Source organism: Agrobacterium sp. Ap1, from assembly GCF_017313375.1.
Lineage (GTDB): Bacteria > Pseudomonadota > Alphaproteobacteria > Rhizobiales > Rhizobiaceae > Neorhizobium > Neorhizobium cellulosilyticum.
Window position 1 is genome coordinate 305,949 of record NZ_JAFLMY010000003.1, and the last position, 26,537, is coordinate 332,485.

26 protein-coding genes are annotated in these 26,537 nt (G+C 59.6%); 11 read left to right on the top strand and 15 right to left on the bottom strand.

All coding sequences use genetic code 11. The annotated features are described in order from the left end of the window. Positions 1-2: 2 nt before the first annotated feature. Both cysK and dut read right to left on the bottom strand, forming a co-directional pair. Positions 3-968 (bottom strand): cysteine synthase A, encoded by a 966-nt coding sequence (cysK, locus tag JZX87_RS07715; RefSeq protein WP_206824977.1) that lies wholly within the window; start codon positions 966-968, stop codon positions 3-5. Positions 969-1,156: 188 nt separating this feature from the next. Next, entirely contained in the window at positions 1,157-1,627 is a 471-nt protein-coding gene (gene dut / locus JZX87_RS07720; protein ID WP_206824978.1) for a dUTP diphosphatase, read from the bottom strand. 99 nt (positions 1,628-1,726) lie between these two features. Between dut and JZX87_RS07725 the strand changes: the two genes are divergently transcribed. After that, positions 1,727-3,307 carry a peptide chain release factor 3 gene (locus tag JZX87_RS07725; RefSeq protein WP_148146028.1) on the top strand — a complete coding sequence of 527 codons (1,581 nt, stop codon included), beginning with the start codon at positions 1,727-1,729 and terminating at the stop codon, positions 3,305-3,307. A gap of 6 nt (positions 3,308-3,313) precedes the next feature. Here JZX87_RS07725 and JZX87_RS07730 read toward each other — a convergent pair whose 3' ends face one another. From JZX87_RS07730 to otsB, 3 genes are all read right to left on the bottom strand, one after another. Beyond that, positions 3,314-3,898, bottom strand: coding sequence for an IMPACT family protein (locus JZX87_RS07730; protein ID WP_206824979.1), 585 nt, complete (start codon positions 3,896-3,898; stop codon positions 3,314-3,316). Positions 3,899-3,965: 67 nt separating this feature from the next. Then, positions 3,966-5,345 carry an alpha,alpha-trehalose-phosphate synthase (UDP-forming) gene (otsA, locus tag JZX87_RS07735; RefSeq protein ID WP_148146026.1) on the bottom strand — a complete coding sequence of 460 codons (1,380 nt, stop codon included), beginning with the start codon at positions 5,343-5,345 and terminating at the stop codon, positions 3,966-3,968. 37 nt (positions 5,346-5,382) lie between these two features. Further along, on the bottom strand, positions 5,383-6,192 hold the full coding sequence (gene otsB, locus JZX87_RS07740; protein WP_206824980.1) for a trehalose-phosphatase: 810 nt from the start codon (positions 6,190-6,192) through the stop codon (positions 5,383-5,385). Positions 6,193-6,459: 267 nt separating this feature from the next. On the opposite strand from otsB, the gene JZX87_RS07745 reads away from it, so the two are divergent. Continuing rightward, entirely contained in the window at positions 6,460-7,266 is an 807-nt protein-coding gene (locus JZX87_RS07745) for a class II glutamine amidotransferase (protein ID WP_206824981.1), read from the top strand. A gap of 3 nt (positions 7,267-7,269) precedes the next feature. Here JZX87_RS07745 and JZX87_RS07750 read toward each other — a convergent pair whose 3' ends face one another. Both JZX87_RS07750 and coaBC read right to left on the bottom strand, forming a co-directional pair. Beyond that, entirely contained in the window at positions 7,270-7,635 is a 366-nt protein-coding gene (locus tag JZX87_RS07750) for an MmcQ/YjbR family DNA-binding protein (RefSeq protein WP_148146023.1), read from the bottom strand. Positions 7,636-7,650: 15 nt separating this feature from the next. Beyond that, positions 7,651-8,859 carry a bifunctional phosphopantothenoylcysteine decarboxylase/phosphopantothenate--cysteine ligase CoaBC gene (gene coaBC, locus JZX87_RS07755; RefSeq protein WP_206825125.1) on the bottom strand — a complete coding sequence of 403 codons (1,209 nt, stop codon included), beginning with the start codon at positions 8,857-8,859 and terminating at the stop codon, positions 7,651-7,653. A 289-nt stretch (positions 8,860-9,148) separates the two neighbouring features. Between coaBC and JZX87_RS07760 the strand changes: the two genes are divergently transcribed. Next, on the top strand, positions 9,149-9,700 hold the full coding sequence (locus JZX87_RS07760; RefSeq protein ID WP_206824982.1) for a glyoxalase superfamily protein: 552 nt from the start codon (positions 9,149-9,151) through the stop codon (positions 9,698-9,700). A 56-nt stretch (positions 9,701-9,756) separates the two neighbouring features. Here the strand turns inward: JZX87_RS07760 and JZX87_RS07765 are convergent, their stop codons facing one another. Then, positions 9,757-10,638 (bottom strand): LysR family transcriptional regulator, encoded by an 882-nt coding sequence (locus JZX87_RS07765; protein WP_206824983.1) that lies wholly within the window; start codon positions 10,636-10,638, stop codon positions 9,757-9,759. Between the two features lie 92 nt (positions 10,639-10,730). On the opposite strand from JZX87_RS07765, the gene JZX87_RS07770 reads away from it, so the two are divergent. Then, positions 10,731-12,011 carry an MFS transporter gene (locus JZX87_RS07770; protein ID WP_206825126.1) on the top strand — a complete coding sequence of 427 codons (1,281 nt, stop codon included), beginning with the start codon at positions 10,731-10,733 and terminating at the stop codon, positions 12,009-12,011. Positions 12,012-12,020: 9 nt separating this feature from the next. On the opposite strand, the gene JZX87_RS07775 is transcribed toward JZX87_RS07770, so the two are convergent. From JZX87_RS07775 to ubiE, 5 genes are all read right to left on the bottom strand, one after another. Further along, the gene (locus JZX87_RS07775; RefSeq protein WP_206824984.1) at positions 12,021-12,797 is read right to left on the bottom strand and encodes a COG3904 family protein; all 777 of its coding nucleotides are present in this window, start codon (positions 12,795-12,797) and stop codon (positions 12,021-12,023) included. Further along, a complete protein-coding gene (locus tag JZX87_RS07780; protein WP_206824985.1) occupies positions 12,784-14,109 on the bottom strand; it encodes a hypothetical protein in 1,326 nt (441 codons plus the stop codon). The genes JZX87_RS07775 and JZX87_RS07780 overlap by 14 nt, the downstream gene beginning before the upstream one ends. Positions 14,110-14,235: 126 nt before the next feature. After that, positions 14,236-15,810 (bottom strand): aromatic amino acid ammonia-lyase, encoded by a 1,575-nt coding sequence (locus JZX87_RS07785; protein ID WP_286194217.1) that lies wholly within the window; start codon positions 15,808-15,810, stop codon positions 14,236-14,238. A gap of 72 nt (positions 15,811-15,882) precedes the next feature. After that, positions 15,883-17,442 (bottom strand): 2-polyprenylphenol 6-hydroxylase, encoded by a 1,560-nt coding sequence (ubiB, locus tag JZX87_RS07790; protein ID WP_206824986.1) that lies wholly within the window; start codon positions 17,440-17,442, stop codon positions 15,883-15,885. A 4-nt stretch (positions 17,443-17,446) separates the two neighbouring features. After that, entirely contained in the window at positions 17,447-18,223 is a 777-nt protein-coding gene (ubiE, locus tag JZX87_RS07795; RefSeq protein WP_206824987.1) for a bifunctional demethylmenaquinone methyltransferase/2-methoxy-6-polyprenyl-1,4-benzoquinol methylase UbiE, read from the bottom strand. A 152-nt stretch (positions 18,224-18,375) separates the two neighbouring features. On the opposite strand from ubiE, the gene mutM reads away from it, so the two are divergent. The 7 genes from mutM (at position 18,376) to JZX87_RS07830 (ending at position 24,641) form a co-directional block, all read left to right on the top strand. After that, complete coding sequence (gene mutM / locus JZX87_RS07800; RefSeq protein ID WP_206824988.1) at positions 18,376-19,254, top strand: bifunctional DNA-formamidopyrimidine glycosylase/DNA-(apurinic or apyrimidinic site) lyase; 879 nt, start codon at positions 18,376-18,378, stop codon at positions 19,252-19,254. Positions 19,255-19,282: 28 nt separating this feature from the next. Next, positions 19,283-20,068: an enoyl-CoA hydratase gene (locus JZX87_RS07805; protein WP_206824989.1), complete on the top strand. Its 786-nt coding sequence runs from the start codon at positions 19,283-19,285 to the stop codon at positions 20,066-20,068. 168 nt (positions 20,069-20,236) lie between these two features. After that, positions 20,237-20,503, top strand: a complete 267-nt coding sequence (gene rpsT / locus JZX87_RS07810; RefSeq protein WP_112507133.1) for a 30S ribosomal protein S20 — start codon at positions 20,237-20,239, stop codon at positions 20,501-20,503. Between the two features lie 820 nt (positions 20,504-21,323). Further along, positions 21,324-22,898, top strand: a complete 1,575-nt coding sequence (dnaA, locus tag JZX87_RS07815) for a chromosomal replication initiator protein DnaA (protein WP_148146014.1) — start codon at positions 21,324-21,326, stop codon at positions 22,896-22,898. Positions 22,899-23,060: 162 nt separating this feature from the next. Continuing rightward, a complete protein-coding gene (locus JZX87_RS07820) occupies positions 23,061-23,678 on the top strand; it encodes a LysE family translocator (RefSeq protein WP_206824990.1) in 618 nt (205 codons plus the stop codon). A gap of 6 nt (positions 23,679-23,684) precedes the next feature. Then, the gene (locus JZX87_RS07825; RefSeq protein WP_148146012.1) at positions 23,685-24,281 is read left to right on the top strand and encodes a class I SAM-dependent methyltransferase; all 597 of its coding nucleotides are present in this window, start codon (positions 23,685-23,687) and stop codon (positions 24,279-24,281) included. Between the two features lie 123 nt (positions 24,282-24,404). Next, the gene (locus JZX87_RS07830) at positions 24,405-24,641 is read left to right on the top strand and encodes a hypothetical protein (RefSeq protein ID WP_148146011.1); all 237 of its coding nucleotides are present in this window, start codon (positions 24,405-24,407) and stop codon (positions 24,639-24,641) included. A 36-nt stretch (positions 24,642-24,677) separates the two neighbouring features. Here JZX87_RS07830 and grpE read toward each other — a convergent pair whose 3' ends face one another. Both grpE and hrcA read right to left on the bottom strand, forming a co-directional pair. Further along, the gene (gene grpE / locus JZX87_RS07835; protein ID WP_206824991.1) at positions 24,678-25,307 is read right to left on the bottom strand and encodes a nucleotide exchange factor GrpE; all 630 of its coding nucleotides are present in this window, start codon (positions 25,305-25,307) and stop codon (positions 24,678-24,680) included. Between the two features lie 91 nt (positions 25,308-25,398). Further along, positions 25,399-26,487: a heat-inducible transcriptional repressor HrcA gene (gene hrcA, locus JZX87_RS07840; RefSeq protein ID WP_148146009.1), complete on the bottom strand. Its 1,089-nt coding sequence runs from the start codon at positions 26,485-26,487 to the stop codon at positions 25,399-25,401. Positions 26,488-26,537: the final 50 nt, after the last annotated feature.

Here is a 26,537-nt window from a genome sequence, read left to right on the forward strand (position 1 = left end):
ACTTAGCCGCCCAGCCCGTCGAACAGCGCGGTCGAGAGATAACGCTCGGCGAAGGAAGGGATGATGACGACAATTGTCTTGCCGGCGTTTTCCGCACGGCTGCCGACTTGGATGGCAGCCTTCAACGCGGCACCGGAAGAGATGCCGACCGGCACGCCTTCAAGGGCGGCCACGTGGCGGGCGGTCTCCAATGCGTCGTTGCTCGCAACCGTGACGATCTCGTCATAGATTTTCGTATCGAGGATTTTCGGCGCAAAGCCCGCACCGATGCCTTGGATCTTGTGCGGACCTGGCTCGCCGCCGGAAAGGACCGGAGATTCCTTCGGCTCGACGGCAATCACCTTGACGTCAGGCTTGCGGCTCTTCAGAACCTGACCGACGCCGGTGATTGTGCCGCCGGTGCCGATGCCGGCAATGAAGATATCGACCTTGCCATCGGTATCGTTCCAGATTTCCTCGGCAGTCGTCTTGCGGTGGATTTCCGGATTGGCCTCATTTTCGAACTGCTGCGGAATGATCGCATCGGGCAGCGTGGCGGCAAGCTCTTCCGCCTTGGCGATCGCGCCCTTCATGCCCTTCGGGCCTTCGGTCAGCACCAGTTCGGCGCCGAGAAGCGCCAGCATCTTGCGTCGCTCGACCGACATAGTTTCCGGCATGGTCAGGATCAGCTTGTAACCCTTGGCGGCTGCCGCAAAGGCAAGCGCAATACCCGTATTACCCGAAGTCGGCTCGACAAGCGTCGTCTTGCCCGGCGCGATCTTGCCCTGTGCTTCCAGGCTCTCGATCATCGCGACGCCGATACGGTCCTTGACGGAGGCAATCGGGTTGAAGAATTCGAGCTTGGCGAGGATCGTGGCCTTCACGCCCTTTTCCTTCGCCAGCTTGTCCAGCTTTACGAGCGGCGTGTCGCCGATCGTTTCGGTGATCGAGGAATAGATCCGGCCGCGGCCCGGCTTCTTGTCCGACATTGTCGTTTCTCCACTAGAACAGGTGACCGAAAATAGTGTCCGATGGAGAAAGAGGCGAGGATGAATTTGTCTTGTCGCATCGAAAAAAGGCGAAATATCCTTCTCCCGACAGGCGGCGTGGCGCAATCGCATGCTGCAAAAGAGGCAATCTTGACAGCTATCAATGCTGGCGCGGCCGGAAAGCGGCGTCAGACCCCGGTCGAACCGAAGCCGCCTGCACCGCGCACGGTTTCGGTCACGTCGCTGATCTCGGCGACGCGCACCTGCGTTACCGGCGCGATTACCATCTGGGCAATCCGCATTCCGCGACTAATGATGAAGTCTTGCTCACCGAGATTGATCAGCAGCACCTTCACTTCGCCACGATAATCGCTGTCGATCGTACCGGGCGTATTGAGGCAGGTGATGCCGTTCTTGAACGCTAGACCGGAGCGGGGGCGAATCTGCGCCTCATAACCGGCCGGGATCTCGAAAATGAAGCCGGTCGGCACGAGTGCCCGTTTTCCCGGTGCAAGCGTCATGGGCTCGGCGTCGGCCACCGCCGCACGAAGATCCATGCCTGCCGCACCGCCGGTTTCATAGGAGGGCAGGTCCAGTCCATCGCCATTCTCCAGGCGGATGAGATTGAGCTTGGGCGAAGAAGAAGTGTGAGCGTTCATCTCCTCATTAGCCCGGTGATAGTCGCCGGGGTCAAACACGAATTGAAACTTATCCACTAAGTCGCTAGATACGCGGCAACTCGAAGGATTGTTGCTGACATGGCCGAAACTCTGGCAGAGGCGGTTTCCCGCCGCCGTACATTTGCGATCATCGCCCACCCGGACGCGGGCAAGACGACGCTGACCGAAAAGCTGCTTCTGTTCGGCGGCGCCATCCAGCTCGCTGGTGAGGTCAAGGCGAAGAAGGATCGCATCCAGACGCGGTCCGACTGGATGAAGATCGAGCGCGAGCGCGGCATCTCGGTCGTCACCTCGGTGATGACCTTCGAATATAACGACAAGGTCTTCAATATCCTCGATACGCCGGGTCACGAAGACTTCGCCGACGACACTTATCGCACGCTGACGGCGGTGGATGCCGCCATCATGGTCATCGATGCCGCCAAGGGTATCGAGCCGCGGACGCTGAAACTTTTCGAAGTCTGCCGCATGCGCGATATCCCGATCATCACCTTCGTCAACAAGATGGATCGTGAAAGTCGCGACATTTTCGAAGTCCTCGATGAAGTCGAGGAAAAGCTGGCGCTGGATACCGCCCCGATCACCTGGCCGATCGGCCGCTCCAAAAGCTTCTGCGGCTCCTATCATCTTGCCGAAAACAAGGTTCGCGGTCCCGACAGCGAAGATTCCATCTCCGTCAACGGTCCGCAGGCGGTCGCCGACCGTCTGCCGGAAAACGAGCGCGCGGCCTTCGTCGAAGAAGTGGAACTCGCGCTCGAAGCCTGCCGCCCGTTTGATCGTCAAGCCTTTCTCGAAGGGCACATGACGCCGGTCTTCTTCGGTTCGGCGCTCCGCAATTTCGGTGTTCGCGATCTGATCAACGCATTGGGTGATTTCGCCCCGCCGCCGCGCGACCAGGTTGCTGATATCCGCACCGTTCATGCCGCCGAAGACAAGATGACGGCCTTCGTCTTCAAGATCCAGGCCAACATGGACCCGAACCATCGCGACCGTATCGCGTTTGCCCGTATCTGCTCCGGCAAGCTTGAACGCGGCATGAAGGCCAGGCTTGCCCGCACCGGCAAGCAGTTGGGCCTCACGGCACCGCAGTTCTTCTTTGCTTCCCAGCGCCATATCGCTGATACGGCCTATGCCGGTGACGTGGTTGGCATTCCGAACCACGGCACGCTGCGTATCGGTGACACGCTGACCGAAGGTGAATCGCTGGTCTTCCAGGGTGTTCCTAACTTCTCGCCGGAAATCCTCCGCCGCGTGCGGCTAGGCGATGCGATGAAGGCGAAAAAGCTCAAGGAAGCCCTGCAGCAGATGGCGGAAGAGGGCGTCGTGCAGCTCTTCCAGCCGGAAGACGGCTCGCCCGCTATTGTCGGCGTGGTCGGCGCGCTGCAGCTCGACGTCTTGAAGGAACGGCTTTCGGCGGAATACAGCCTGCCGGTCAGTTTCGAAATGTCGCGCTTCTCGGTCTGCCGCTGGGTTTCGTCGGACAACAAGGTCGACATGGAAAAATTCATCACCGTCAAGCGCGGCGATATCGCCCGCGACCTCGATGGCGATCCGGTTTTCCTGGCGCAGGATGCGTTTTCGCTGCGTTACGAGGCCGAGCGTTATCCTTCGATCAAGATGGCCGCCATCAAGGAATATCACGTCGCCAAGGCGGCGTGATCCCGATCAATCGATCTTCAGCTCCGACCTGCCGCTTGTCAGGTCGGAGACAAGCCGTGATACGGTTTCGATCTCTGTCTCCGGAACCCGAAGATGCAGGTCGGCTCCGGTTGCGGTAAACTGCTCCTCGGCAATCGCAAGGTCAGCGATCGCCTGAAGCCGCGCCTTCACGCGCGCCAGATCAGAGAACTCGACACGTACAAGCCCTTCGACGGAAGGTTTCAGCTCGATCATCGGCGCGTTTCTCAGGCAACCCGCCGCCGTGCCGCCATAGGCGCGCACAAGGCCTCCGCTACCGAGCAAGATCCCGCCGAACCAGCGGGTGACGATCACCACGACATTGGTCAGCGACTGGCCGTCGATTGCAGCCAGTATAGGTTTGCCCGCCGTACCGCTCGGCTCCCCGTCATCGGAAAACCGATAGGCCGCACCGGTCCGCCATGCCCAGCAATTATGGTTGGCGTCGGCATCGGAATGCGTCGCGAGCGCTGCCTTCGCTTCCTCTTCGTTCGCAACGGGAAGCGCGATCGCGAGGAACCGGCTTTTCTTGATGATCTGCTCGAATGTGGCGGCTTGCTCTAGCTGGAACATGCCAGAGCTTTAGCGTCTCGCCCTTGGCAAGGAAAGTGACAGCCTTTCCTAGCCAGGTCGGGCTCGTTTAATCCGCTGTCAGATCCTTGAGGAAATCGTCGCACCAGCGGTTGATGTCGTATTCGAGCAGGTGGTTCATCATCTTTTCCCACCGCTGCTTGCGCTCGTCGAGCGACATGCTGAGACCACGTGCGATCGCATGCGCCGTCCCTTCGATATCGTAAGGATTGACCAGCAGCGCGCCTGTCAGTTCGCGGGCGGCGCCGGCGAAACGGGAGAGAACCAGCACGCCCGGATCTTCCGGGTCCTGCGCCGCGACATATTCCTTTGCGACAAGGTTCATGCCGTCACGCAGCGGCGTGACGAGGCCGATCTTCGCAAGGCGGTAGAGGCCGGCGAGAAGCGGCCGCGGCACGGAGCGGTTCACATAGCGGATCGGCGTCCAGTCCACCTGGCCGAGAGCGCCGTTGACGCGACCTGCCTGCTCGGCGACCGTGCGCTGCATCTGCTCGTATTCCGGAACCTCGGATCGCGATTTTGGCGTGACCTGCAGATAGGTGACCTTGTTCTGGTAGGCCGGGTTCAGCCGCACGAACTGTTCGAACGCATCGATACGCTGGGTAATGCCCTTGGAATAATCCAGCCGGTCCACGCCGATGATGAGATCGCGGCCCTCGATGCTTTCCTTGGCTTTCTTCACCATCGTATTGCGCGATGCCTTCACCGCATATTTGGAAAAGGCTTCGGTCTCGATGGAAATCGGATAGGCGCCGCCCTTAAAGGTCCGGCCATAGGTGGAGAATTTATTGCCTCCCTCCAGACGTTCGCCAATTCCCTCGCGCACCAGTCCGCCGCCGAAGTTGTCGAGATCGAAATCCGTGTGGAAACCGACGAGATCATATTGCGACAGTCCGCGCATGATCTGTTCGTGCACCGGCATGGCGAAAAGCACATCTGCCGGCGGCCAGGGGATGTGCAGGAAGAACCCGATCTTGTTCTTGAAGCCCATCTGCCGCAGTTCGGAAGCAAGCGGGATCAGGTGGTAGTCATGCACCCAGATGATGTCGTCTTCCTTCAGAAGCGGCGCCAGCTTGTGGGCGAAGAAACGGTTGACGCGGAAATAACCGGCCATTTCCTTGCGGCCATATTCCGCAAGGTCCAGCCGGTAATGGCAGATCGGCCAGAGCACCCGGTTGGCAAAACCGTGGTAATATTCCTCGACATCCGTATCCGTCAGATCCGTCAGCGCATAGGTGATGTTGCCATGCTCGCGGATATCCAGTTTTTCCGGCTCACGTTCGCCGCTCGAATTGCCGGACCAGCCCATCCAAATGCCGCCGCGCTCTTCGAGCGCCGCCTGCAAGGCAACGGCAAGACCGCCGGCCGGCGCATCGCCAGCCTTTTTGGGAACGGTGACACGGTTCGAAACGACCACAAGGCGGCTCAAATTAAATTCCTTCCAATGATGAAGTACAGCCGGCGCATTATCGAGAAAGACCAGCCAGAATATCGCGCAGCTCGGCTGCGGAAGAGATAAGCATCGCCGCCTGCGTGGTTTTTCCGTCAGGCAGGGTCGCCTCGCCGATTCTGATCGACAGCCCGCCAAGCGCATTGGCGGTCGCAAACATGGCTTCGTCGGTCAGATCGTCACCGATCGCAACCGGTAAGCGGCCTTCAAAACAGGGTTCGCTGAGGAAGTGTCGTACGGCTTCACCCTTGCTGGCTCGCGCCGGGCGAAGTTCGATCACCATCTTGCCGCGCTGCAAAATGAAGTCGCTGCCTGCATCGATGGCGGCGCGTTCCATCAGCGCTTCAAGCTGGGCCTGAAGCTGCGGGGCCTGTCGGTAATGCGCGCCGATTGCGGCCCCCTTGTCCTCGATCAGCACGCCGTCCAGTCCTGCGGCCTCTGTCGCAAGGCGTTCCTTCAGCACTTCGAATTCCGGTGTCGCGGTGACACGCTCAATGAGGCCATCCGACATCCGTCGTTCAGCGCCATGAAGGCCCGCGATCGGAAACCGGTAGGGTTCGAAAAGCCGGTCGGCATAAGGTAGGGCGCGACCTGTCACCAGCGCCAGAGCGCCACCGAGTTTTTTAGAGATCGTGTGAAGAGTGGTGGGGAGATTCGGTGGAACGACGATCCCGTCGGGCGTGGCTGCCAGATCGATCAGCGTCCCGTCAATATCGAGGAACAGTGCCCATCGGTCGAAGTCTCTGAGAAGACCCGAAACCACTGCTCCGGATGGTGTGAAACCGGAAGAATCCCGGGCTTCACGTGGCTTTGCTTGTTGCGACATGGGTTCTTATCTAGGCCGAGGTGGAACATCGGCAACCCTTGATGCCACGGAATGGCCGCAAATGGGGCGGTCTGTACGGTACCGTGCACGCAAGCCGAAAAGCGTTGCAGGCACACAACAGTCTTAATGTGCGTTGCAAAACGTGAAGTTTCTCCCGTCGCATTTCCGTCACGAATACTATTAGCTTAACTTTTCATTAGGCGAATAACCCGACCCTCCTTCCAATGCGCCGCGTTTGGCCGCGATCTCTATCGGAGTTAGAAATCCATGTGCCGCTGGGCTGCCTATCGAGGCGAACCGCTTTATCTGGAAGAGCTTGTTTCATCACCTGCCCATTCCCTCATAGAGCAATCCCATTGTGCAACCCGCGCCAAGACGGCGACAAACGGAGATGGTTTCGGCATCGCCTGGTATGGCGACAGGCCTGAGCCGGGTCGTTATCGCGACGTTCTGCCAGCCTGGTCCGACTGCAATCTGAGGAGCCTCGCAAGGCAGATCCGATCATCGCTTTTCCTCGCTCATGTCCGCGCAGCAACAACGGGCGCAACCCGGCGCGACAACTGTCATCCCTTCGTTCACGGCCATTGGTCGTTCATGCATAACGGCCAGATCGCCAATTTCGATCGCATTCGCCGCCGCCTGGAAAGCATGCTCTCCGATGATCTGTTCAGTGCACGAACCGGCACGACCGATAGCGAAATGATCTTCCTTCTCGCGCTGCAGTTCGGCCTCGATGCCGATCCGCTGGGCGCAATGGAAAAGGCCGTGGCCACGGTCGAGGCGCTGTCGATGGAAAAATCCGGCGAGGCGCTGGTGCGCTTTACCGCTTGTTTCTCTAACGGCAAGCAGCTTTACGCCGTGCGTTACGCCACCGATCACAAGCCGCCGACGCTTTATGCAGCACCTATGGCCGGCCCGGCAGGAGCCAAAAGCGGTTATTGCCTCGTCTCCGAACCGTTGAACGACGAGGCCGATACCTGGGTGGAAATCCCGGATGGCAGCGCCGTCAAGGTCTGCCCGGATGGTATGCAGGCGCTGCTGTTTCAGCCGAAGCTGCTCGCAGAGGCCGCCTGATCTTCACGCCACGGGTAGCGTGATCCCAAGTTCCAGCCGCAGTTTCTTCGTCAGTCCGGCAGCCACCAGTTCGTAGGAGCGGGTCACGTAGTGCACGAGTTCATCCTCGGAAAGTGGCGCACTCGCCTTGATCTCCACCCATTTGCGCTTGGCGAAATAGGGTGCCTGGCCGATCCCGTCGAGCGCCGTCAGGATCTCGAAACTTTCCTCTGAACATTTCACCACGATGCGAGCCTCGTCGCCCTCGCTCAGAAGCGTGAACACCTTGTCGCCCACCTTGGCGACATGACTGTCCCACTGGTCGACGAATGTCGTTCCCGGCAATGTCTTCACGAAGGCGTCGAAGCCTCTGCGGGTGAACCGGTTCATGGTTTTCGCTCCTCCTTAGCTCTGCAGCTTGGAAGCGATCAGTGCCGCCAGCCGTCCGGCAACCTCATCTTTTGCAAGATCGGGCCATTCATCGATGCCCTGAGCTGAAATGATCTTCACGCGGTTTCTATCGCCGCCCATCACGCCGGTTTCCGGCGAAACGTCGTTGGCGACGATCATGTCGGCGCCCTTGCGCTCCAGCTTGGCGCGGCCGTTTGCCTCGACATTCTGCGTTTCGGCCGCAAAGCCGACAACGAGCTTCGGGCGCTTCGCATGGTGGCCGACGGTTTTCAGGATATCCGGATTTTCCGCCAGCTGCAGCGGGGAAGGGGCCTCGCCCGGCTGCTTCTTTATCTTCTGGTCGGCGGAAGAAACCACGCGCCAGTCTGCAACGGCCGCCACCATCACCGCGATATCCGCGGGCAATTGCGAGGTGACGGCATCCAGCATCTCGCTTGCCGTCTCCACATGAACGGTCGTCACGCCGGCTGGATCGGGGATCGTCACCGGGCCGGAAACCAGCGTAACTTTTGCGCCGAGCTTTGCCAGCGCTGCGGCAATAGCATGCCCCTGGCGGCCGGAAGATCGGTTGGCGATGTAGCGTACCGGGTCGATCGGTTCATGGGTCGGGCCGGACGTAACGATCGCGGTTCGGCCTTCAAGCGGTTTCGCTCCACTATCGAGAAGATCGATAACCGCGGCCGTAATCTGCAGCGGTTCGGCCATTCGCCCGATACCTGCCTCATTGCTTTCCGCCATTTCGCCTGCCATCGGGCCAACGAAGGAAATGCCGTCCCGCTTGAGAACATCGACATTGCGGCGGGTTGGAGCCGCATTCCACATCTTCGGGTTCATCGCAGGTGCGACGAGAACCGGCCGGTCGGTCGCAAGCAGAACGGTGCTCGCCAGATCGTCGGCCAGGCCATGCGCCATCTTCGCCATCAGGTTGGCCGTGGCGGGTGCGATCAGAACGAGATCACAATCGCGCGCCAGCCTTATGTGCCCGACATCCTGCTCGTCTTCGCGCGAAAACAGTTCGGTATAGACATGGCCTGAAGACAGCGCGCCGACGGCAAGCGGCGTGACGAATTCCTGCGCCGATTTCGTCATCAGCGGCCGGACTTCCGCGCCGCGCTCGCGCAGCCGGCGGATCAGGTCGAGGCTCTTATAGGCCGCGATGCCGCCCGAGATGATGAGGAGAATGCGCTTGCCGGAGAGTTCCATAGTCTTGCCTGCCATTGAAGTGCCAGGAAGCTAAGACCTTGTCCTCAAAGTTGCAATCGCCTTTCCATCAAGTGGTGAACGGCGCGTCGGGAACGGCTGCGGATCCACTTGCCTGCGACAATCCGCTGCGTTACCAGTTCTTATGGCCGGGTGCGGCCCGCCGCCCGCGGCTTCCAGCCATGGTGAATGCATCCACCGACCATCATCCTCGACCATCCGGTCAATGATGACGAACGGATCAGCAATGCGGGCACTGATTTGGCCGTTCGTCCGTTGAAAGGATGATGTCATGCGCGATTTCCGCGATGCAAAACTGATGGCAAAAAGCCTGCGCGAGGCGCTTGCCGAACAGAATGTCGAACTCTCCCACAGCAAGGCACTGGAACTGGTCTCGGCCCAGTTCGGCTATGACGACTGGAACATTCTTGCCGCAAAGATCGATGCGGCAGTACCGACGGAGCGAAAAGATTCGATCTCCATCCAGCCCGCCATCCCGATCTTCCGCATTTTCGATGTGACGAAGGCGATGGAATTCTATCGGGATTTTCTCGGTTTTACCGTGGACTGGGAACATCGCTTCGCTCCCACCGCCCCGCTCTATTGCCAGATGTCGCGCAGCGGCATGCTGATCCATCTCTCCGAACATGCCGGTGACGCCTCGCCCGGCGCGCGCGTCTTCGTGCCCATGTCTGGAGCGGCCGCCTTCCAGAAGGAGTTGATCGGCAAAAACTATCCCTATATGCGGCCGGGGCTGGAGCAGGCGGACTGGGGGCTGGAGGTCACCGTCATCGACCCATTCAGCAATCGCATCACTTTTTGCGAGCGCGAGACAAAGGGCTGAACCATCCTTAACGCAATTCCGGACGCAAAACCGGTTCCCACTTTTGCTGGAATTGCTTAGTTTGCCTGAACAAGCCCGAAAAGATTGAGGGCGATCGGGGATCGTTGTTCCTTCATCACGGCGATCCCCAGTCGCGCCACCAGTGGCGGTCCTTCTATCGGTCGAAACACGACGCCGTCGATTTCGATCTTGGCAAGTGATTTGGGCACGATCGACACGCCAAGTCCCGCCGCGACCAGATTGACGACCGAAGGGATCTGCGGGGCTTCCTGTGTCACCGTCAGCTCGAAACCGGCTTCCTTGCAGGCCTGCAGGATGTCTGTATAGAGGCTGAGGCCCATATTGCGCGGAAAGATGATGAAAGGCTCGCCGGCAAGGCTTGCGAGCTTCACGCGGCTTTGTGCCGCAAGCGGATGACCGACGGGAAGCGCCACCAGCATCTGTTCGTCCGCCATGCGTTTCAGCCGCACACCCTTCGGATCCTCCAGCCCCGGCCGGATGAAGGCGACGTCGAGCTCGCCTCGATTGAGCTTTTCCATCAGCCAGTTGCTGTTCATCTCGATCAGCGACAGGGCGACCTCCGGCCATCGCGCCCGAAACTGCCGGATGATGGTCGTCACGGCCGGGTTGAACGTCGCCGAAGCCGTAAAACCGAGCGTCAGACGCCCCGTTTCGCCACGCGCGGCTCTTTGCGCCGCAAGTTTTGCGTGATCCGCCGCCGCAAGCGAAATCCTGGCCTCTGCAAGAAAGGCGACACCGGCCGCCGTCAGTTCTGCGCCATGCGCCACCCGGTGAAACAGCTGCGAGCCGATCTCCGTTTCGAGGTCACGGATCTGCTGGCTGAGCGGCGGTTGGCCAATGCCGAGTTTTGCCGCGGCCCGGGTGAAATTCAATTCTTCCGCGACGGCGACGAAATAACGAAGATGTCGAAGCTCCATATCCAAAACCTATCACGAACGCGTCCTCCATATATTGGACACATGAACGCATGCTGGCTAGATTCGGGGTATTCCAGAAGGTCTTTTTTATCATGCCGTCCGCCGCCGCCAGCCGTCCTTTAGCTTCCGAAATCGATATTCTAGAACCCACGATTGCCCCGCCTCAGTCAGATCCTCCCAAACAATATCTGACGCGCGGTACGCCAGGCTACCGAAAGGCTAGCCTGGCACTTTTCATGTCCGGTTACTCGACCTTTGCGCTGCTCTATTGCGTACAGCCGCTGATGCCGATCTTTGCCGACGAGTTCAAAGTCAGCCCGGCCATGAGTTCGCTGTCGCTGTCACTGTCGACGGGCCTGCTTGCGCTGGCCATCTTCTGTGCCGCCGCGATCTCCGAACGTTTCGGTCGCCGCAGCCTGATGTTCTGTTCGCTGATGGGCGCGTCGCTCTGCACGCTTGCCTGCGCCATCATGCCGAGCTGGAACCTCATCCTCGTGATCCGCGCGCTGGAGGGCTTGCTGCTCGGTGGCGTTCCGGCCGTTGCCATGGCCTATCTGTCGGAAGAGATCGATCCCAAGGGCATCGGCGCCGCGATGGGCCTCTATATCGCCGGCAACGCGCTGGGCGGTATGTCGGGCCGTGTCTTTACCGGCATTCTTGCCGAGTATCTGTCCTGGCGGGTGGCGCTCGCCGTCATCGGCGCTTTCGGCATTGCTGCCGCCATCGGTTTCTTCACCATGCTGCCGCCGTCGCGTAACTTCAAGCCGCGCCGGTCCAATGCCAGCCACCACGTCTCGGCCTGGCTCGGCCACGTCAGGAAAGGCCCGCTGGCACTGCTCTTTTTCATCGGCTTTCTGCTGATGGGCTCCTTCGTCACCATCTATAATTATTCCGGCTTCCGGCTGGTGGTCGAACCCTATCATCTCAACCAGACCGAACTTGGCCTGATCTTCACCGCCTATCTCTGCGGTGTCGGCTCTTCATGGGTGGGCGGCACGCTGAGCGACCGTTTCGGCCAGTTTCAGGTGATGATGGCAGGTATCATCCTGATGTTTGCCGGGCTGATGACCACTCTGGCGTCACCGCTCATCCTCATCATTCTCGGCATCGCCATGCTGACGGCGGGTTTCTTCATGGCCCATGCGGTCGCAAGCGCTCTCATCGGGCGTCTGGCCGGAGCCAACAAGGGGCATGCCTCCTCGCTTTATCTTCTGGCCTATTATCTGGGCTCCAGCATTGCCGGTTCGATCGGCGGAAAATTCTGGAGCGCCGGCGGCTGGTCGGCGGTCATCACCTTTACCGGCATCATGCTGGCGCTAGCGCTGGTTGCCGGACAGACGGCCTACTTCCTGAGCTGCCGCAAGGCTAGATAAAAGCCATTGCTATCCGCTGGTCCGGACAGCTCGGATCGGCTGGGTGACCAGCTTGAAATCCGCCATTTCCTTTTCCGTCAGATAATAGAGCCGGTCGGGCGGCGTCTCCAGCGCATGCAGCCACAGGCCGGAGCCGATGCCCATCTCTTCCAAATGCCGGGCAACTCGCGCGGTCGTCGATTGCGCGCTCGACATCGCCTGTTCCGCTGAAGGCCGCTCGCGGCTGCCGTTGAACACCTGATGTACGCCGATGACCGCATCCTTTTCCGCGATACGCTCGGTGCCGCCTGAAAAGGCGATCGGGCAGGACGAGGCGCAAAGCCCGCGTGAAGCGATCCGGGTCTGCAGCTTCTTCTCGCGGATGAGTTTTGACATCGCAATCGCGTCATCCACCGAACCGCCCGGCGAGTTCAGCTGCACGGTCTTTACATATTCCCCGCGTGCCTCGATTTCCTGCGCAAACCGTCCTGCCGCGCCCGGATCGATCGTCCCTTCCGCCATCAGTACGCCGCCAGGTTTGAGGTCGAAGGTCATCGCCTTGCGCAAAACCTCGCTCGGGCTTGCTGGCTCGACCGGTGGAGCGGCAGGACGCCCGTCGGTCAAGGCAGGCGGCAACACGGGCTGATCGTCATGCATCGGGTCGAAACCCGGCAATTCCGCGCTCGCAGTTGCGATTTCGCGGACATCGATCACCAGAAAGGTCGCGGAGGCTGCGAGCAGCACATAGAATACGCAGCGCATCAATACGCCGTCGTCGATCCGGCGGATGGCTTCACCGATCGTCATGCAGCCTGTCCCTGCCGCGCGAGCGCGGATCGAGATTGGTGATATTGTTCGGCTCTTCGGTTGTGCCTTCGCCCTCCGCCTTGCTCTCCTCCTCAGCCCTCGCGACCGCAGCCTCCAGATCGACGCCATTGGCCGAAAGCGCGCGCTGGATTTCCAGCGCCCGCATCAGTTCTGCCGCGGTAATACGCTCGGCATAGGGCAGTTTCTCTTCCTGTTGGCGGATCGAAGCGTGTGCGACGGCGAGAATGAACACCATCACGCCCGGCAGAAGATCGATAGAGATCGCTCCGGCCCAGGCGGGAATGAAGTCTTCGGCATAATGCAGCACGGCTTCAGCCGAAGACAAAGGCACGAAGCGGCGCTCGGTCACCGGCGCGCGCGAAAGGATTTCGTCTGCGGCCTTGGCAAGTGCCTTCGACTGTGCGGCAACAGAGGCTCTGACCGTCGCCATCACCTGATCCTGCCGGTTGACCAGATTGGCATCGCTGCCATCGGCGACAGGCGCAATGAAGCCGAGCGAGAGATCATCTGCCGCGCGGCGGATCGATGGGGCAATCGATGTCTGGGCGAGCGAACTGATGACGCCGGTCAGCGCCACCGCTTCGGTCGAAAACTGGTCGGCGCGCGGCGCGATCAGGCCGGGTGCCGAGATCAGCGAACGCATCGTTTCAAGCCGCTTCTGCCCCTGCTCGAAAAGCTCGGCCACCTGTTCGCGCGAGCCGTTGATATTGGCTTCGAGCGATTTCATTTGCCCGGACATTTGAGTCAGAAGCTGCACGACACTGCCTGATCCCGTAGTGCCCGTCAGCGATCCCGACTGCCGCTCGACGGCGGCAAGCTGGGTAAACCGTTCCGAGGCGCGCTGGATATCCGGCAGCAGGCCCTGCACGGCAAGCACGTTCTGGTGGGCACGGTCCAAGTCTCCAGCGTAACCTTCGACCGTTTCCGAGAGATGCTGCTCGACGGCGGCCGAGCCGGCAAGCGCCGCCGCATTCAACCAGCTCGACATGGCAAGGATCATGGCCGCACCGGCCGCCATCACGAACAGCATCGCGGTCTTGCCGGTCCGGCTGGTGATATGCGGATAAAACCGCGCCATGTAGGACCAGAAGGCATAGATGCCGACCGAGACCGAAACCGAATAGATGATCGCGGCAAAGAACACGCCGGTCGGCGATCCGTCGAGGATCGAGCGGACGCCGAGATAGGTGTAGACGCCCGACGCCAGCGCCAGAACGGCAAGCGCGAAACGAGTCATGGTTTCGACGGCCGCGACACCGTCCTTCAGGCGTTGCGTAGGACCCAAGGCCATCGGCAATCTCCGGGAAGAGGAATGTATTCCTTAAAGAGGTATGAAGAAACCGGCGGAATCAAGACGGCGCTGTGGTGCGGCAATGACGAAAAGCCCGCAAACAGAGGCTTTTTCATCAAATCCGGTTCAAGTCTCTATTCCTTGCATGCCGAGACCGCCGAGTGCGAAGAAATCATCGATCGCATGGATGGGGGAAATCGCGATCAGTCGTGCCAGGAATGCGTCGGAAGCAAGTTCCTCCTCCACCGCTTCCACCTCGGCGGAGAGGGCGCGATCGATGCTGTAGAATGCCGCGTGTCTGCGCACCACCTCGTATATAAGCCCCACCGCGCCGCCCGGCTCGTCGCCATGCAAATCCATCGCCTGTGCAGCCAGCAGCGCCTCCAGTCCCGCGAGACGTCTCACAGCCCGGACCTGTCGCTCGAAGCGTTCTACCACAAGCGGCAGGAAGGCTGCCTCGTCCTCCATGCCGCCGGCAACGACGATCGACTGTGCCGAAACCGGATTGCTCATCGAAAGAACCCGCGAATAGATATCGCCGGCAAGCTTGATGATCGGCCCGAAGCCGGTGGCGATCGCACCGGGTGGCACCAGATTGACCGGCAGACCGCGCCGCTGGCCGTTGCCCAGAAGGACGCAGCGGTTGAAGGAATTACGCGCCGCATGCGCCATGCACAACACAGCCGATTCCATCAGCACGGTCACATCGAGCGGCAGCGATCCACCGGACGTCAGCACCCGACCGTCGGCGATCACCGGATTGTCGTCGGAGCGTCCGGTCGCCGCGAGGATCTTGTGGCCGGACGTCAGCACGCTTTCGAACACTGCGCCGAAAACCTGCGGGATCATTCGAAGACTGAGCGGGTCCTGCACATGGGTGCCGCTTGGCCACGCCCAGCCCTGAGAGGCATTCAGCAGCCAGGAGCCGATCATCGCCTCGCGCGGCGTGCCCACATGGGTGACGGCGAGCCAGGGATCGCGGGACGCACCCATGGCGCCGGCTGCGGTGAGGCCTGTAGCCAGCAGCACGCGCAAGGCGCCGGCGGCTCCACGCATGATCCGGGCAGCTGCGGCGAAACTGACCGAATTGACGCTCAGCGAGGCGAGACCGTCGCGGGGTGCCATCCGCTGGGAGCTCAGGCCCGCTGCCTTGAAAGCCTCTTCCGCCGGCATCCTTCTGCCCCGATAGACGGCTTCCCCGACACCAGTCAGAACGGCGCCTATCTGCCCCATCAACCCGATATCGGCGCAACCGATCGAACCAGTTCGGCGAACGATGGGAATGACGTCTGCTTCCAGGAGTGCCAGATAGCTCTCCACCAGCTCCGTCGTGCAGCCGACATAGCCGGTCAGCGCCGTGTTGACCCGCATTGCAATAGCGTTGCGCACCACCTCTGTCGGAAATGGATCGCCGGTTCCGAAATGGTGGGCGCGCACCAGGCCGAGATTGAACTGGTCCAGTTCGTCGCTCGACCATTCGATATCCTTCATCGCGCCGACGCCGGTCGTCGCCCCGTAGACCGGCATGCCGTCGGCGATTGCCTGTTCGAGCACGGCCCTTGCGGCCCGAACGCGCGCCATGCCGTCCGGGTCGGCGCTGACTGAGGCACGTCCATCGCCGATCACCAGAAGTTCGGCAAAGCCGAGCGGCTGCCCGGTTAGCTGGAGGGGGAATTTCGCTTCGGACATCTGCTTTGCCATGCTCTTACCCTAATGGAGATCGGCGGCCGCGGGATATCCCGAAATGCGAACGGATATGTCGCGCGAAAACCCTCAGAGCGTCACGGCGATATAGACGAGCGTAGCAGCAATCACCCAGAGCGCCCACCGGCCGTAACGGCTGTGCCGTGCCTCCGCTTTTCCGATCGCCTCTGCCGTCTCGGGATCGAAGCGCAGGCCGTTTTCGCTCATATGGACCAGTTCCTGGTGGAACTTGCCCGTCTGTGCCGCGATTTCGGGTGCCGCCTCGGCAAGCTTGACGATCGCCTTCAAACCATCCTTGACGTCGGAGACCACCCGTTTCGGGCCGAGATTGTCGCGGATCCAGTCGCCGACGACCGGCTCCGACGCCTTCCACATGTTGAAGCGCGGGTTGAGCATGCGCGACACGCCCTCGACCACCACCATCGTCTTCTGCAACAGGATCAGTTCCGGCCGAGTCTGCATCTCGAAAAGATCGGTCACTTCGAACAGCAGCGCCAGAAGACGCGCCATCGAGATCGTTTCGGCCGGCTGTCCGTGGATCGGCTCGCCGATCGCCCGGATCGCCTGCGCAAATGCGGCCACGTCGTGGTGGCCGGGCACGTAGCCGGCTTCGAAATGCACTTCGGCAACGCGCATGTAGTCGCGGGTGATGAAGCCGAACAGGATCTCCGCGAGGAAGCGTCGCTCCTTCTTGCCGAGCCGCCCGGTAATGCCCATGTCGACCGCAACGATCGTGCCGTTAGCTTCCACGAACAGGTTGCCCGGGTGCATGTCGGCATGGAAGAAGCCGTCGCGCAGCGTGTGTCGCAGGAAGGACTGGATCAGCACTTCGGCAAGTTTTTCCAGATTATGACCGGCGGCGCGCAGCGCCTCGACATCGTTCATCTTGACGCCGTCGATCCACTCCATGGTGATCACGTCGCGCCCCGTCCGTTCCCAGTCTACGGTCGGTACGCGAAAACCCGGATCATCCTTGGTGTTTTCGGCAATCTCGGAAAGGGCAGCAGCCTCGAGGCGCAGGTCCATTTCCATCTTGGTCGTCTGTTCCAGCGTCCGCGTCACCTCGATCGGGCGAAGGCGTCGGCTGGAGGGCAAAAGCCGCTCCTGCATGCGGGCAACCACATACATGCCTTCGATGTCATGGGCAAAACGCTGGCGCACGCCGGGGCGCACGACCTTCACTGCAACCTTTTTACCGTTGACGGTCGCCGGATGAACCTGCGCGATGGACGCGGCCGCAATCGGCTCTTCAAACGACGTGTAGAGGTCTTCGATCGGGCGGCCGAGCGAGGTCTGGATCGCGTTCTTGGCGGCATCCGTCGGGAAAAACGCCATCCTGTCCTGCAGCATGGCAAGATCGACGGCCCAGTCGACGCCGACGACGTCCGGGCGGGTGGCGAGGAACTGCCCGATCTTCACATAGGACGGCCCGAGCCGGTCGACGGCACGCGTCAGCCTTTCGCTGCGCGCCTGCTTCTTGGCGCGAAAACGTGCCAGCGGCTCCAGCATCGATTTGGCGAAGCCGACAGCTGGCGGCATGTCTTCGGTCGGAAGCGCGGAAACCACGCCTTCGCGGACAAGGACCCAGCCGACACGGGCGAGCCGGAAATAGGCGCCGATCGTGCTCATGCGCTCAAAGCTTCCAGCCGGAATGCAGCGCAGCGATGCCGCCGGTGTAATTGGTGTAGCTCACGCGGGAAAAGCCGGCGGTGCGGATCATCGCGGCGAAATTTTCCTGGTTGGGGAACTTGCGGATCGATTCCACCAGATACTGATAGGGTTCGGCATCGCCGGTAATCATCTTGCCGAATTGCGGGATCGCCTTGAACGACCACTCTTCATAAAACTTGTCGAGCAACGGCATTTCGACCTCGGAGAATTCCAGAACCAGCAGACGCCCGCCACGCTTCAGGACGCGATAGGCTTCGGACAGCGCCACATCGATGCGCGGCACGTTGCGGATGCCGAAGGCGACCGTATAGGCATCGAAGGAATTGTTTTCGAAAGGAAGCGATTCCGCATTGGCCTCGACGAAATCGAGATTGTCGGAGAGCTTCTTCTTAGCGGCACGTTCAGCGCCGACGGCAAGCATCGAGCCGTTGATGTCGAGCACCGTCGTATGCGCCTTGCGGCCGGACGCCTCCACGATGCGGAAGGCGATATCGCCGGTGCCGCCGGCAACGTCGAGTGTCTTGTAGCCTTCTTCCTTGCGTGGGGAGAGGGAGGCGATCATCGCATCCTTCCAGACGCGGTGCATGCCAGCCGACATCACGTCATTCATGATGTCGTAGCGTTTGGCGACCTTGTGGAAGACGTCGTTGACCAGACCCTGCTTTTCTCCGTCGGCCACCTGGCGGAAGCCATAGGAGGTTTCCATTCCGCCATGGGCGCCGGTTCGGGCTTCGGTCATCGGGTTACTCCTTAAGGTCTTGTCCTTGGGCCTCCGATGGTAGCGAAACCGATTATGGATCGCTATGTGGTGGATGGCCCGGTCGGTAAATCAATTGTCCGTCCGGTCTATAGATCACCGGCGCGGTTGTTGAAACAGGAAGTTAGGTATCCATGCCCGAATTGCCAGAGGTCGAAACCGTCAGACGCGGGCTTGCCCCGGTCATGGAAGGCGCGCTCGTGACGCAGCTTCAGCAGAACCGCCCGGATCTGCGTTTTCCGTTGCCGCAGGCCTTTGCCGAAAGGGTATCCGGCCGCCGCATAATCTCCCTCGGCCGCCGTGCGAAATATCTGCTGATCGATCTGGAAGACGACCTGACCTTGATCAGCCATCTCGGCATGTCGGGTTCGTTCCGCATTGAGGATGCCGTTCAGGGCGATTTTCACCATGCCCGCTCGAAAGACAGCAAACACGACCACATCATCTTTCATGTCGAGCGCGACGGAAGAGAGCAGAAGGTCATCTATAATGATCCGCGCCGCTTCGGCTTCATGCATCTGTGGAAGCGCAGCGAACTCGATCTTTACCCGGCCTTTGCCGAACTCGGCCCGGAACCGACCGGCAATGCGCTCGATGCGGATTATCTGGCCGGTCGCCTGAGCGGCAAGAGTCAGCCGCTGAAGGGCGCGCTTCTCGATCAGACGGTCATCGCCGGTCTCGGCAATATCTATGTCTGCGAAGCCCTCTGGCGCTCGCACCTGTCGCCGAAACGCCAGTCGGGCACGCTGGTAACGCCGAAAGGAAAGCCGAAGAAAGAGCTGCTGGCTCTGACCGAGGCGATCCGCGCCGTCATCGCCGATGCGATTGCCGCCGGCGGATCGTCCTTGCGCGACCATATCCAGACGGACGGATCGCTGGGTTATTTCCAGCATTCCTTCTCTGTCTATGATCGCGAGGGTGGGGCTTGCCGCATGCTTGGATGCAACGGTACCGTTGAGCGCATCGCGCAATCCGGCCGATCAACCTTTTATTGTCAGGCCTGCCAGAAATAAGCCGCTGCAGACACGGGAGGATACCTCTATGACCCTAGAAGCAGACTTTGAGACGATCTTGACCGAAACCCGCGGCGCGGTGGCGATCATCACGCTGAACCGCCCCAAGGCGCTCAATGCGCTGAATTCGGTTGTCATGACCGAGCTGACTACGGCACTGAGCGCCTATGATAAGGATGAGAGCGTTGCGGTTGTCGTCCTCACCGGCTCTGAGAAGGCATTCGCAGCCGGTGCCGACATCAAGGAAATGCAGTCGCTCGACTTCGTTGATGCCTATCTCGGCGATTTCATTTCTGGCTGGGATGCAGTTGCTTCTTTCCGCAAGCCGCTGATTGCTGCCGTCTCGGGCTTTGCTCTTGGGGGCGGCTGCGAGCTTGCAATGATGTGCGACTTCATCATCGCATCGGATACGGCAAAGTTCGGCCAGCCTGAGATCACCCTTGGCGTCATTCCGGGCATGGGAGGCTCGCAGCGCCTCACGCGTGCCGTCGGCAAGGCCAAGGCGATGGACATGATCCTGACTGGCCGGATGATGGATGCGGCGGAAGCTGAGCGTGCGGGACTCGTATCGCGTGTGGTGGAGGCGGGCGTACTGATGGATGAGGCCCTGGCCGCCGCCGACAGGCTCGCGGGTTTCCCGCGAGCCGCCACATTGATGGCCAAGGAGGCCGTCAACCGATCCTTTGAGGCCACACTGGTCGAAGGATTGCGTTTCGAACGCCGTGTATTCCAGTCGCTGTTTGCCACTGCCGACCAGAAGGAAGGCATGGCTGCCTTCGTCGAAAAGCGCAAACCCGCCTTTTCCAACCGGTAGAGGCTTAAAAAGCGCGTTGACTGGGGCGGGTATTCCCGCTATATGCCCGCCCACAGTTGGGAAAGCCTTTTATGCGGCTTCCTCTATTGCTCCCGAATTGCTGGATGATGGGTCGCAGGACCGGCGGCAATGGTGGAGTGTTGGTTCGAATTCGTAGAGAGGCATGAAATGGCCAATACAACTTCGGCGAAAAAAGCGACCCGCAAGATCGCTCGCCGCACCGCAGTCAACAAGGCTCGCCGTTCGCGCGTTCGCGGCTTCATCCGTAAGGTTGAAGAAGCCATCGCAACCGGTGACGTTTCCGTTGCTGCAGAAGCACTCAAGGCTGCTCAGCCTGAGATCGCTCGCGCCGCTACCAAGGGCGTTCTTCACAGCAACACGGCATCCCGCAAGGTGTCCCGTCTTGCTGCCCGCGTGAAGGCACTTTCCGCCTAAGCCGGCTATCAATTTCAAAGTTTTAGGAAAGCCTGGTCTAACGACCGGGCTTTCTTTGATTCTGCCTTTTCAACCGGTCGTTGCTCGGCTCAATAACGGTTTCGTGTCATATGCGTGACAAGGAAAATGCAGGTTTATTAGAGACTTACGGGCATTAGTTTGGCTTTTGCCTTCATTTGACCCGGACCTTCGAGGGTCAAAATAGAGTCAAGCGATTTTTTATTTTTCCTGTGAATCGCGATGGTTGTGGCTGGCCAAATTTGAATCCCATTGATTCAACTGCGATTCTTTATGACAGCCCCTGCGGCATTCTAAACACGCAGCAAGAGTCAACGCCCGGCGCTTAATTTTGGGTAAAAAACACTGTTGATCTTGCCAGGTGATCCTGCCTAAATGGCTTCCAGCAAGGGGCTCGGGGACAACTTCAGGAGCTTTCGCTGACAGTCTCAATCAAGAGAAGGTCGCGGACGTTTCATGTTCTTTGCTGCGGGATAAGAACTCCCGTTTTCCATAAACTTAGGGTTGCAAACCGGAAAGTGCATACTTTTCGGCCGCATTCCTTTTGTGTCCGCAGCCCGCCTCGGCGGTTTGTGGGCATTCCGCACTCATGATGTCTCGTACGAGGATGAGACATTGGAGTGACCCGTATCGACCGGCCTGAACGAGGCGGACCGGAAGATGAGCTTCGTTCTGGCGGATGAAGCTGGGAAAATTAAGGGGACGATTTAAAGCCTTTCCTTAGCGGGAAGGGTTCGGTGAAATTTACGACTATGTCTGGCGAAATCAGTTCGCCGGGCTTCCATTCAGAAGGCGGCAAATAATGCAGATCAATACCGTATCGACACGGGCACTTGGTGACAGCGACCGTGCTCGACAGGGATTCGATACAGTTTGCTCCCAAGCGGCAGGGGAAACAGCGGAAATGCAGCATGATGCTCTTTTCGAGCGGTTCAGTGCGCGATTGAAGGCGCAGGTCGGTCAGGATGTTTATGCAAGTTGGTTTGCGCGTCTTAAGCTTCATTCTGTATCAAAAAGCGTTGTGCGGCTCACCGTTCCGACGACCTTCCTGAAATCCTGGATCAACAACCGGTATCTCGAGCTGATCGAAGGCCTCTTCAAGGAAGAGGATAAGGAAATTCTCAAGGTGGAAATCCTGGTCCGCAGCGCAAGCCGCGCGATCAAGGCTCCCGGTGCTGTCGAACAGCGGCCGGCACCGGTCGAGAACAGCGCTACAACCAGTTTCAATCGCGCTTCGCAGCCGCGTGAAATCGGCAAGATCGCAGCCTTTCCGGCGCCGCTGGCTGCAGCCTCGACTGCGACGCGCAATGCGCACTCCGGACCGTTGTTCGGCTCTCCTCTTGATAGCCGTTATACGTTCGAGACCTATATCGAAGGTTCTTCCAACCGCGTGGCGCTTGCCGCCGCAAAGACGATTGCCGAAGCCGGTGCAGGCGCTGTCCGCTTCAATCCGCTATTCATTCATTCGAATGTCGGTCTCGGCAAGACACATCTTCTTCAGGCGATTGCCAACGCTGCCGTCGGCAGCAACCGTAACCCGCGTGTCGTCTACCTGACGGCTGAATATTTCATGTGGCGTTTCGCTACTGCGATCCGTGACAATGATGCCCTGACGCTCAAGGACAGCTTGCGCAATATCGATCTTCTGATCATCGACGACATGCAGTTTCTGCAGGGCAAGATGATCCAGAACGAATTCTGCCACCTCCTCAACATGCTGCTCGACAGCGCAAAGCAGGTTGTGGTGGCAGCAGACCGTGCACCGTGGGAGCTGGAATCGCTCGATCCGCGCGTCCGCTCGCGTCTTCAGGGTGGCGTTGCCATCGAGCTGGAATCCCCGGAATACGAAATGCGTCTGGAAATGCTCAAGGGCCGCCTGCAGACGGCCAAGCAGGACGATCCGTCGCTCGATATTCCGGCCGAAATTCTCAGCCACGTTGCCCGCAACGTCGCCAGCAGCGGCCGCGAACTGGAAGGTGCCTTCAACCAGCTTCTGTTCCGTCGTTCGTTCGAGCCCTCGCTTTCCATCGAGCGTGTTGATGAGCTTCTGGCGCATCTGGTTGGTGCCGGCGAGGCAAAGCGCGTCCGTATCGAGGATATCCAACGCGTCGTTGCCCGTCACTATAACGTGTCGCGGCAGGAACTCGTTTCGAACCGTCGCACCCGCGTCATCGTCAAGCCGCGCCAGATTGCCATGTACCTGGCGAAGACCATGACGCCGCGTTCCTTCCCGGAAATTGGCCGTCGCTTCGGCGGACGCGATCATACGACCGTTCTTCACGCGGTGCGCAAGATCGAGGAATTGATCGGCGACGACAGCAAGCTTGGCCATGAGGTCGAGCTCCTGAAGCGCCTGATCAATGAGAACAATGCATGATCGGCTGCTGAGCCAAATTTGAAGACCGGATGGGTCGTTCCGCAAGGAGCGGCCCATTTTTTCACGATCCATAATGGGTGCTCTCGACGATCGGCTCTTGACGAGTCGAGCCCGCAAGTCGAACTTCTCGGAAAATGCCGGTAATCGACCAAGAGGCTCTGCATGTTCCTGTTATCTGTCGCTATGATCTGGGGCGTTGCCTGCATCACGCCGGGACCGAATACGCTTCTGGTAATCCGCTACTGCCTGACGGCACCGCGCAAAGTGGCGATCTCTGCGGTCATGGGGACTATTACCGGAACCCTGTTCTGGGGCATCGCCGGATGGCTCGGCATCAATGCTCTTTTTCAGGCGGCACCCTTTGCCTATCTGGCTTTGAAAATTGCCGGCGGTCTTTATCTGATCTGGCTCGGCATTCGTGTGTTTGTTGACGTTAGAAAGGCGCGCAGAGCACCAGAGGCCATCCCAGAAAAGGCCGATTTTTCGCTGAAGACTGCTTACCGCATGGGATTGGCGACCAATCTCGCCAATCCGAAATCCGCGCTTTTCGTCGCCTCGCTCTTCGCCGTCACCATGCCGGCCGGCACGCCATTTCTTTACGGTGTTGCTGCGATCGGGGTAATGGTGACCGTCTCGGCGCTTTATTATAGCTGCCTCGTAGCATTGATTACCCATCCACGAGTGGCGGCGGCTTACCTCAAGGCAAAACGGAAGATCGATCTCGGCGTCGCAACGGTGTTTGTCGGTTTCGGCACGAAGCTTCTCCTGTCGCAGCGGTGAGCGACAATGCATGGTAAGGACGATCCGACATCGCTCTTCTACTCCCACAACGCGGCAACATATGCGGCGGCACTTTCGGATGCGAGCCTGAAACGGCTGGATGCCTTTCTTGCGGGGCTTTCTGCAGGAGCAACCATTCTGGAACTCGGCTGCGGCAGTGGCCGCGACAGCGCCGTCATGATTGCCCGCGGTTTTGATGTCCTGCCCACCGATGGCATCCTGGAGATGGCAAGCGAAGCTTCATCGCGTCTTTCGATCCCCGTTCCGGTCCTGCGTTTTGAGGATATCGATAAGGTATCGGCCTTCGACGGTATCTGGGCCAATGCCTGCCTGTTGCACGTCCCACGTAGCGAGCTTGGCGGCATTCTGCGGAAGATCCATACGGCCCTGCGCCCGGGCGGAGTGTTCTACGCCAGTTTCAAGGCAGGCGAAACCGAGGGGCATGATACCTTTGGCCGATTTTTCAATTATCCGTCAAGGGATTGGCTTCAGTTGAAATACGAAGCCCTGCCTTGGAAATCGATAACAATGGAAGAGCAGTCGGGCAGTGCTTACGATCGCAAGCCAACCGAATGGCTCCACGTAACTGCCGTCAAGTCTTGATGCAGGGCGAACTTAGTGAAGCTTAGCGCGTTCGGTTGCAGTAATTCTTTCGAGACATCTAATCCTCCCCCTTTGTTTTAGAGAAAGGCGCTACATGTTTGATCGTATCTCTGGAGGAAGGCAATGAATGAAGAAGCGCGCGCCCGCATTGCGGCGAACGACAAGTTGTTGAAAGCCGTCATCACCCTGCTTGCCATCAAGGATCCAGACCTGCTGGACGAACTCGACATCATCTTCGCGCTTGCCGATGAAGAAGGCAGCGCTTTGGCCGAAACGGATCGCAGAACGCGGATCCATCTGAAGCAGGAGCTGGAGCTTATCCGTAATCTGGCAAGCTCCGCTCTGGAGACGACCCACTGAAGAGCCGTTCGCACGCCTCAGTGACGATGCTTGATATCAGGCGTCGCCGCCGGACGTAGCGGCTTCGGTCTTCGGGCCGCCCTTGGCAACACCGACCATGGCCGGGCGCAGAACGCGGTCGCCGATCGTGAAGCCTGCCTGCACGACCTGCACGACCGTGTTGTTCGGAACGGCCGGGTTCGGAATTTCGAACATCGCCTGATGGAAGTTCGGGTCGAACTTTTCGCCCTCTGCATCGATCTTTTTCACGCCGTGACGCTCAAGAGCCGAAAGCATGGCGCGTTCGGTCATTTCGACGCCTTCAAGAAGGGTCGTCAGCGTGGCGTCCGCGCCAGAGCGCTGGTCAGCCGGAACTGCATCGAGAGCACGGCGAAGGTTGTCCGAAACGGCCAGCATGTCACGTGCAAAGCCGGAAACGGCATATGACTTGGCGTCCTTCACATCGCGCTCGGTTCGGCGGCGCAGATTGTCCATTTCGGCAGCAAGCCGGAGGAAGCGGTCGCGCAGTTCGGAATTCTCGGCCTTAAGCACATCCAGCGGATCCGGCTCGGCTGCAACCTCAGCAGCTTTCTCTTCGGCGGCACCGTCAAAATCGGCTGCTGCAGCTTCGACCTCGTTATCCGCGAAAGCTGCTTCAGGTCCGGTTTTCTTGGTTTCGTCGGTCATGACGTTCTCCGATTGATCTGTATCTTGAATTTGCGCTCGATATCGAGGTTTGCGGGCAAAAAATCAAGGCTTGGAGGACGAAGGAGCTGACTTACATCGAGCCGCGCGACAGGCGAGCGATCAACTGGGCCGTATAATCGACCATCGGTACAACACGCGAATAGTTGAGGCGGGTTGGTCCAATCACGCCGACGGCCCCGACGATCCGGTCCTCGCCATCGCGATAGGGTGCGACGATCAGCGATGAACCGGATAGCGAAAACAGCTTGTTTTCCGATCCGATGAAAATCCGAACCCCGGACCCGGCTTCGGCAAGCTCCAGTATTTCGATCAGGCTGTCCTTCTTCTCCAGATCGTCGAACAGCAGCCGCAGCCGGTCCAGATCCGAAGCCTCTCCCAATCCCTCCAGAAGATTGGCGCGGCCGCGAACGATGAGCTGGGTCGGCTTGCCTTCCTCGCTGTCGCCTGACCAGACCGCTAGGCCTTTCTCGATCAGATCTTGCGCCAGAGCATCGACTTCCGTCTGCACCTCCTGCTTCAACTTCTTGATCTGCCCCCGGAATTCGGGAAGCGTCTGGCCGGTCAGGTGTGCGTTGAGAAAATTGGCAGCTTCAGTAAGCTGTGAAGAGGTCACCCCTGCCGGCAAATCGATGATGCGGTTTTCGATCTGATTGTGATCGCCGACAAGCACAGCCAGGGCCTTTGTCGGCTCCAGCCGGATGAATTCCACATGCTTGAGGATCGGGTCGCTTTTCGTCGTGATGACGATGCCGGCTCCGCGCGAGACGCCTGACAGCATCAGGCTCGCATCCGTCATCAGGTTTTCCAGCGTCTGGTCCCTGTCGTTGGGACGCACCTGTCGATCGATACTGGCGCGTTCCTCATCGGAAAGGTTGCCAGTCTGCATGAAGGCGTCGACAAAGAAGCGCAGCCCGCTCTGCGTCGGCAGCCGACCTGCGCTGATATGCGGTGAATAGATCAGGCCCAACTGTTCGAGATCGCTCATCACATTGCGTACCGATGCCGGCGACAGCGACATAGGTAGCAGGCGCGACAAATTGCGGGAGCCGAGAGGCTCGCCATTTTCCAGATAGCTCTCCACGATACGACGAAAGATCTCGCGTGAGCGCTCGTCGAGCATCGATCCGACATCCATGCCTCTACCCGCAGAAAAGCTCATATCCTTAAGTAACCTCGATTTGTTCGCCTCCGAAATATAGTTATTGCAGC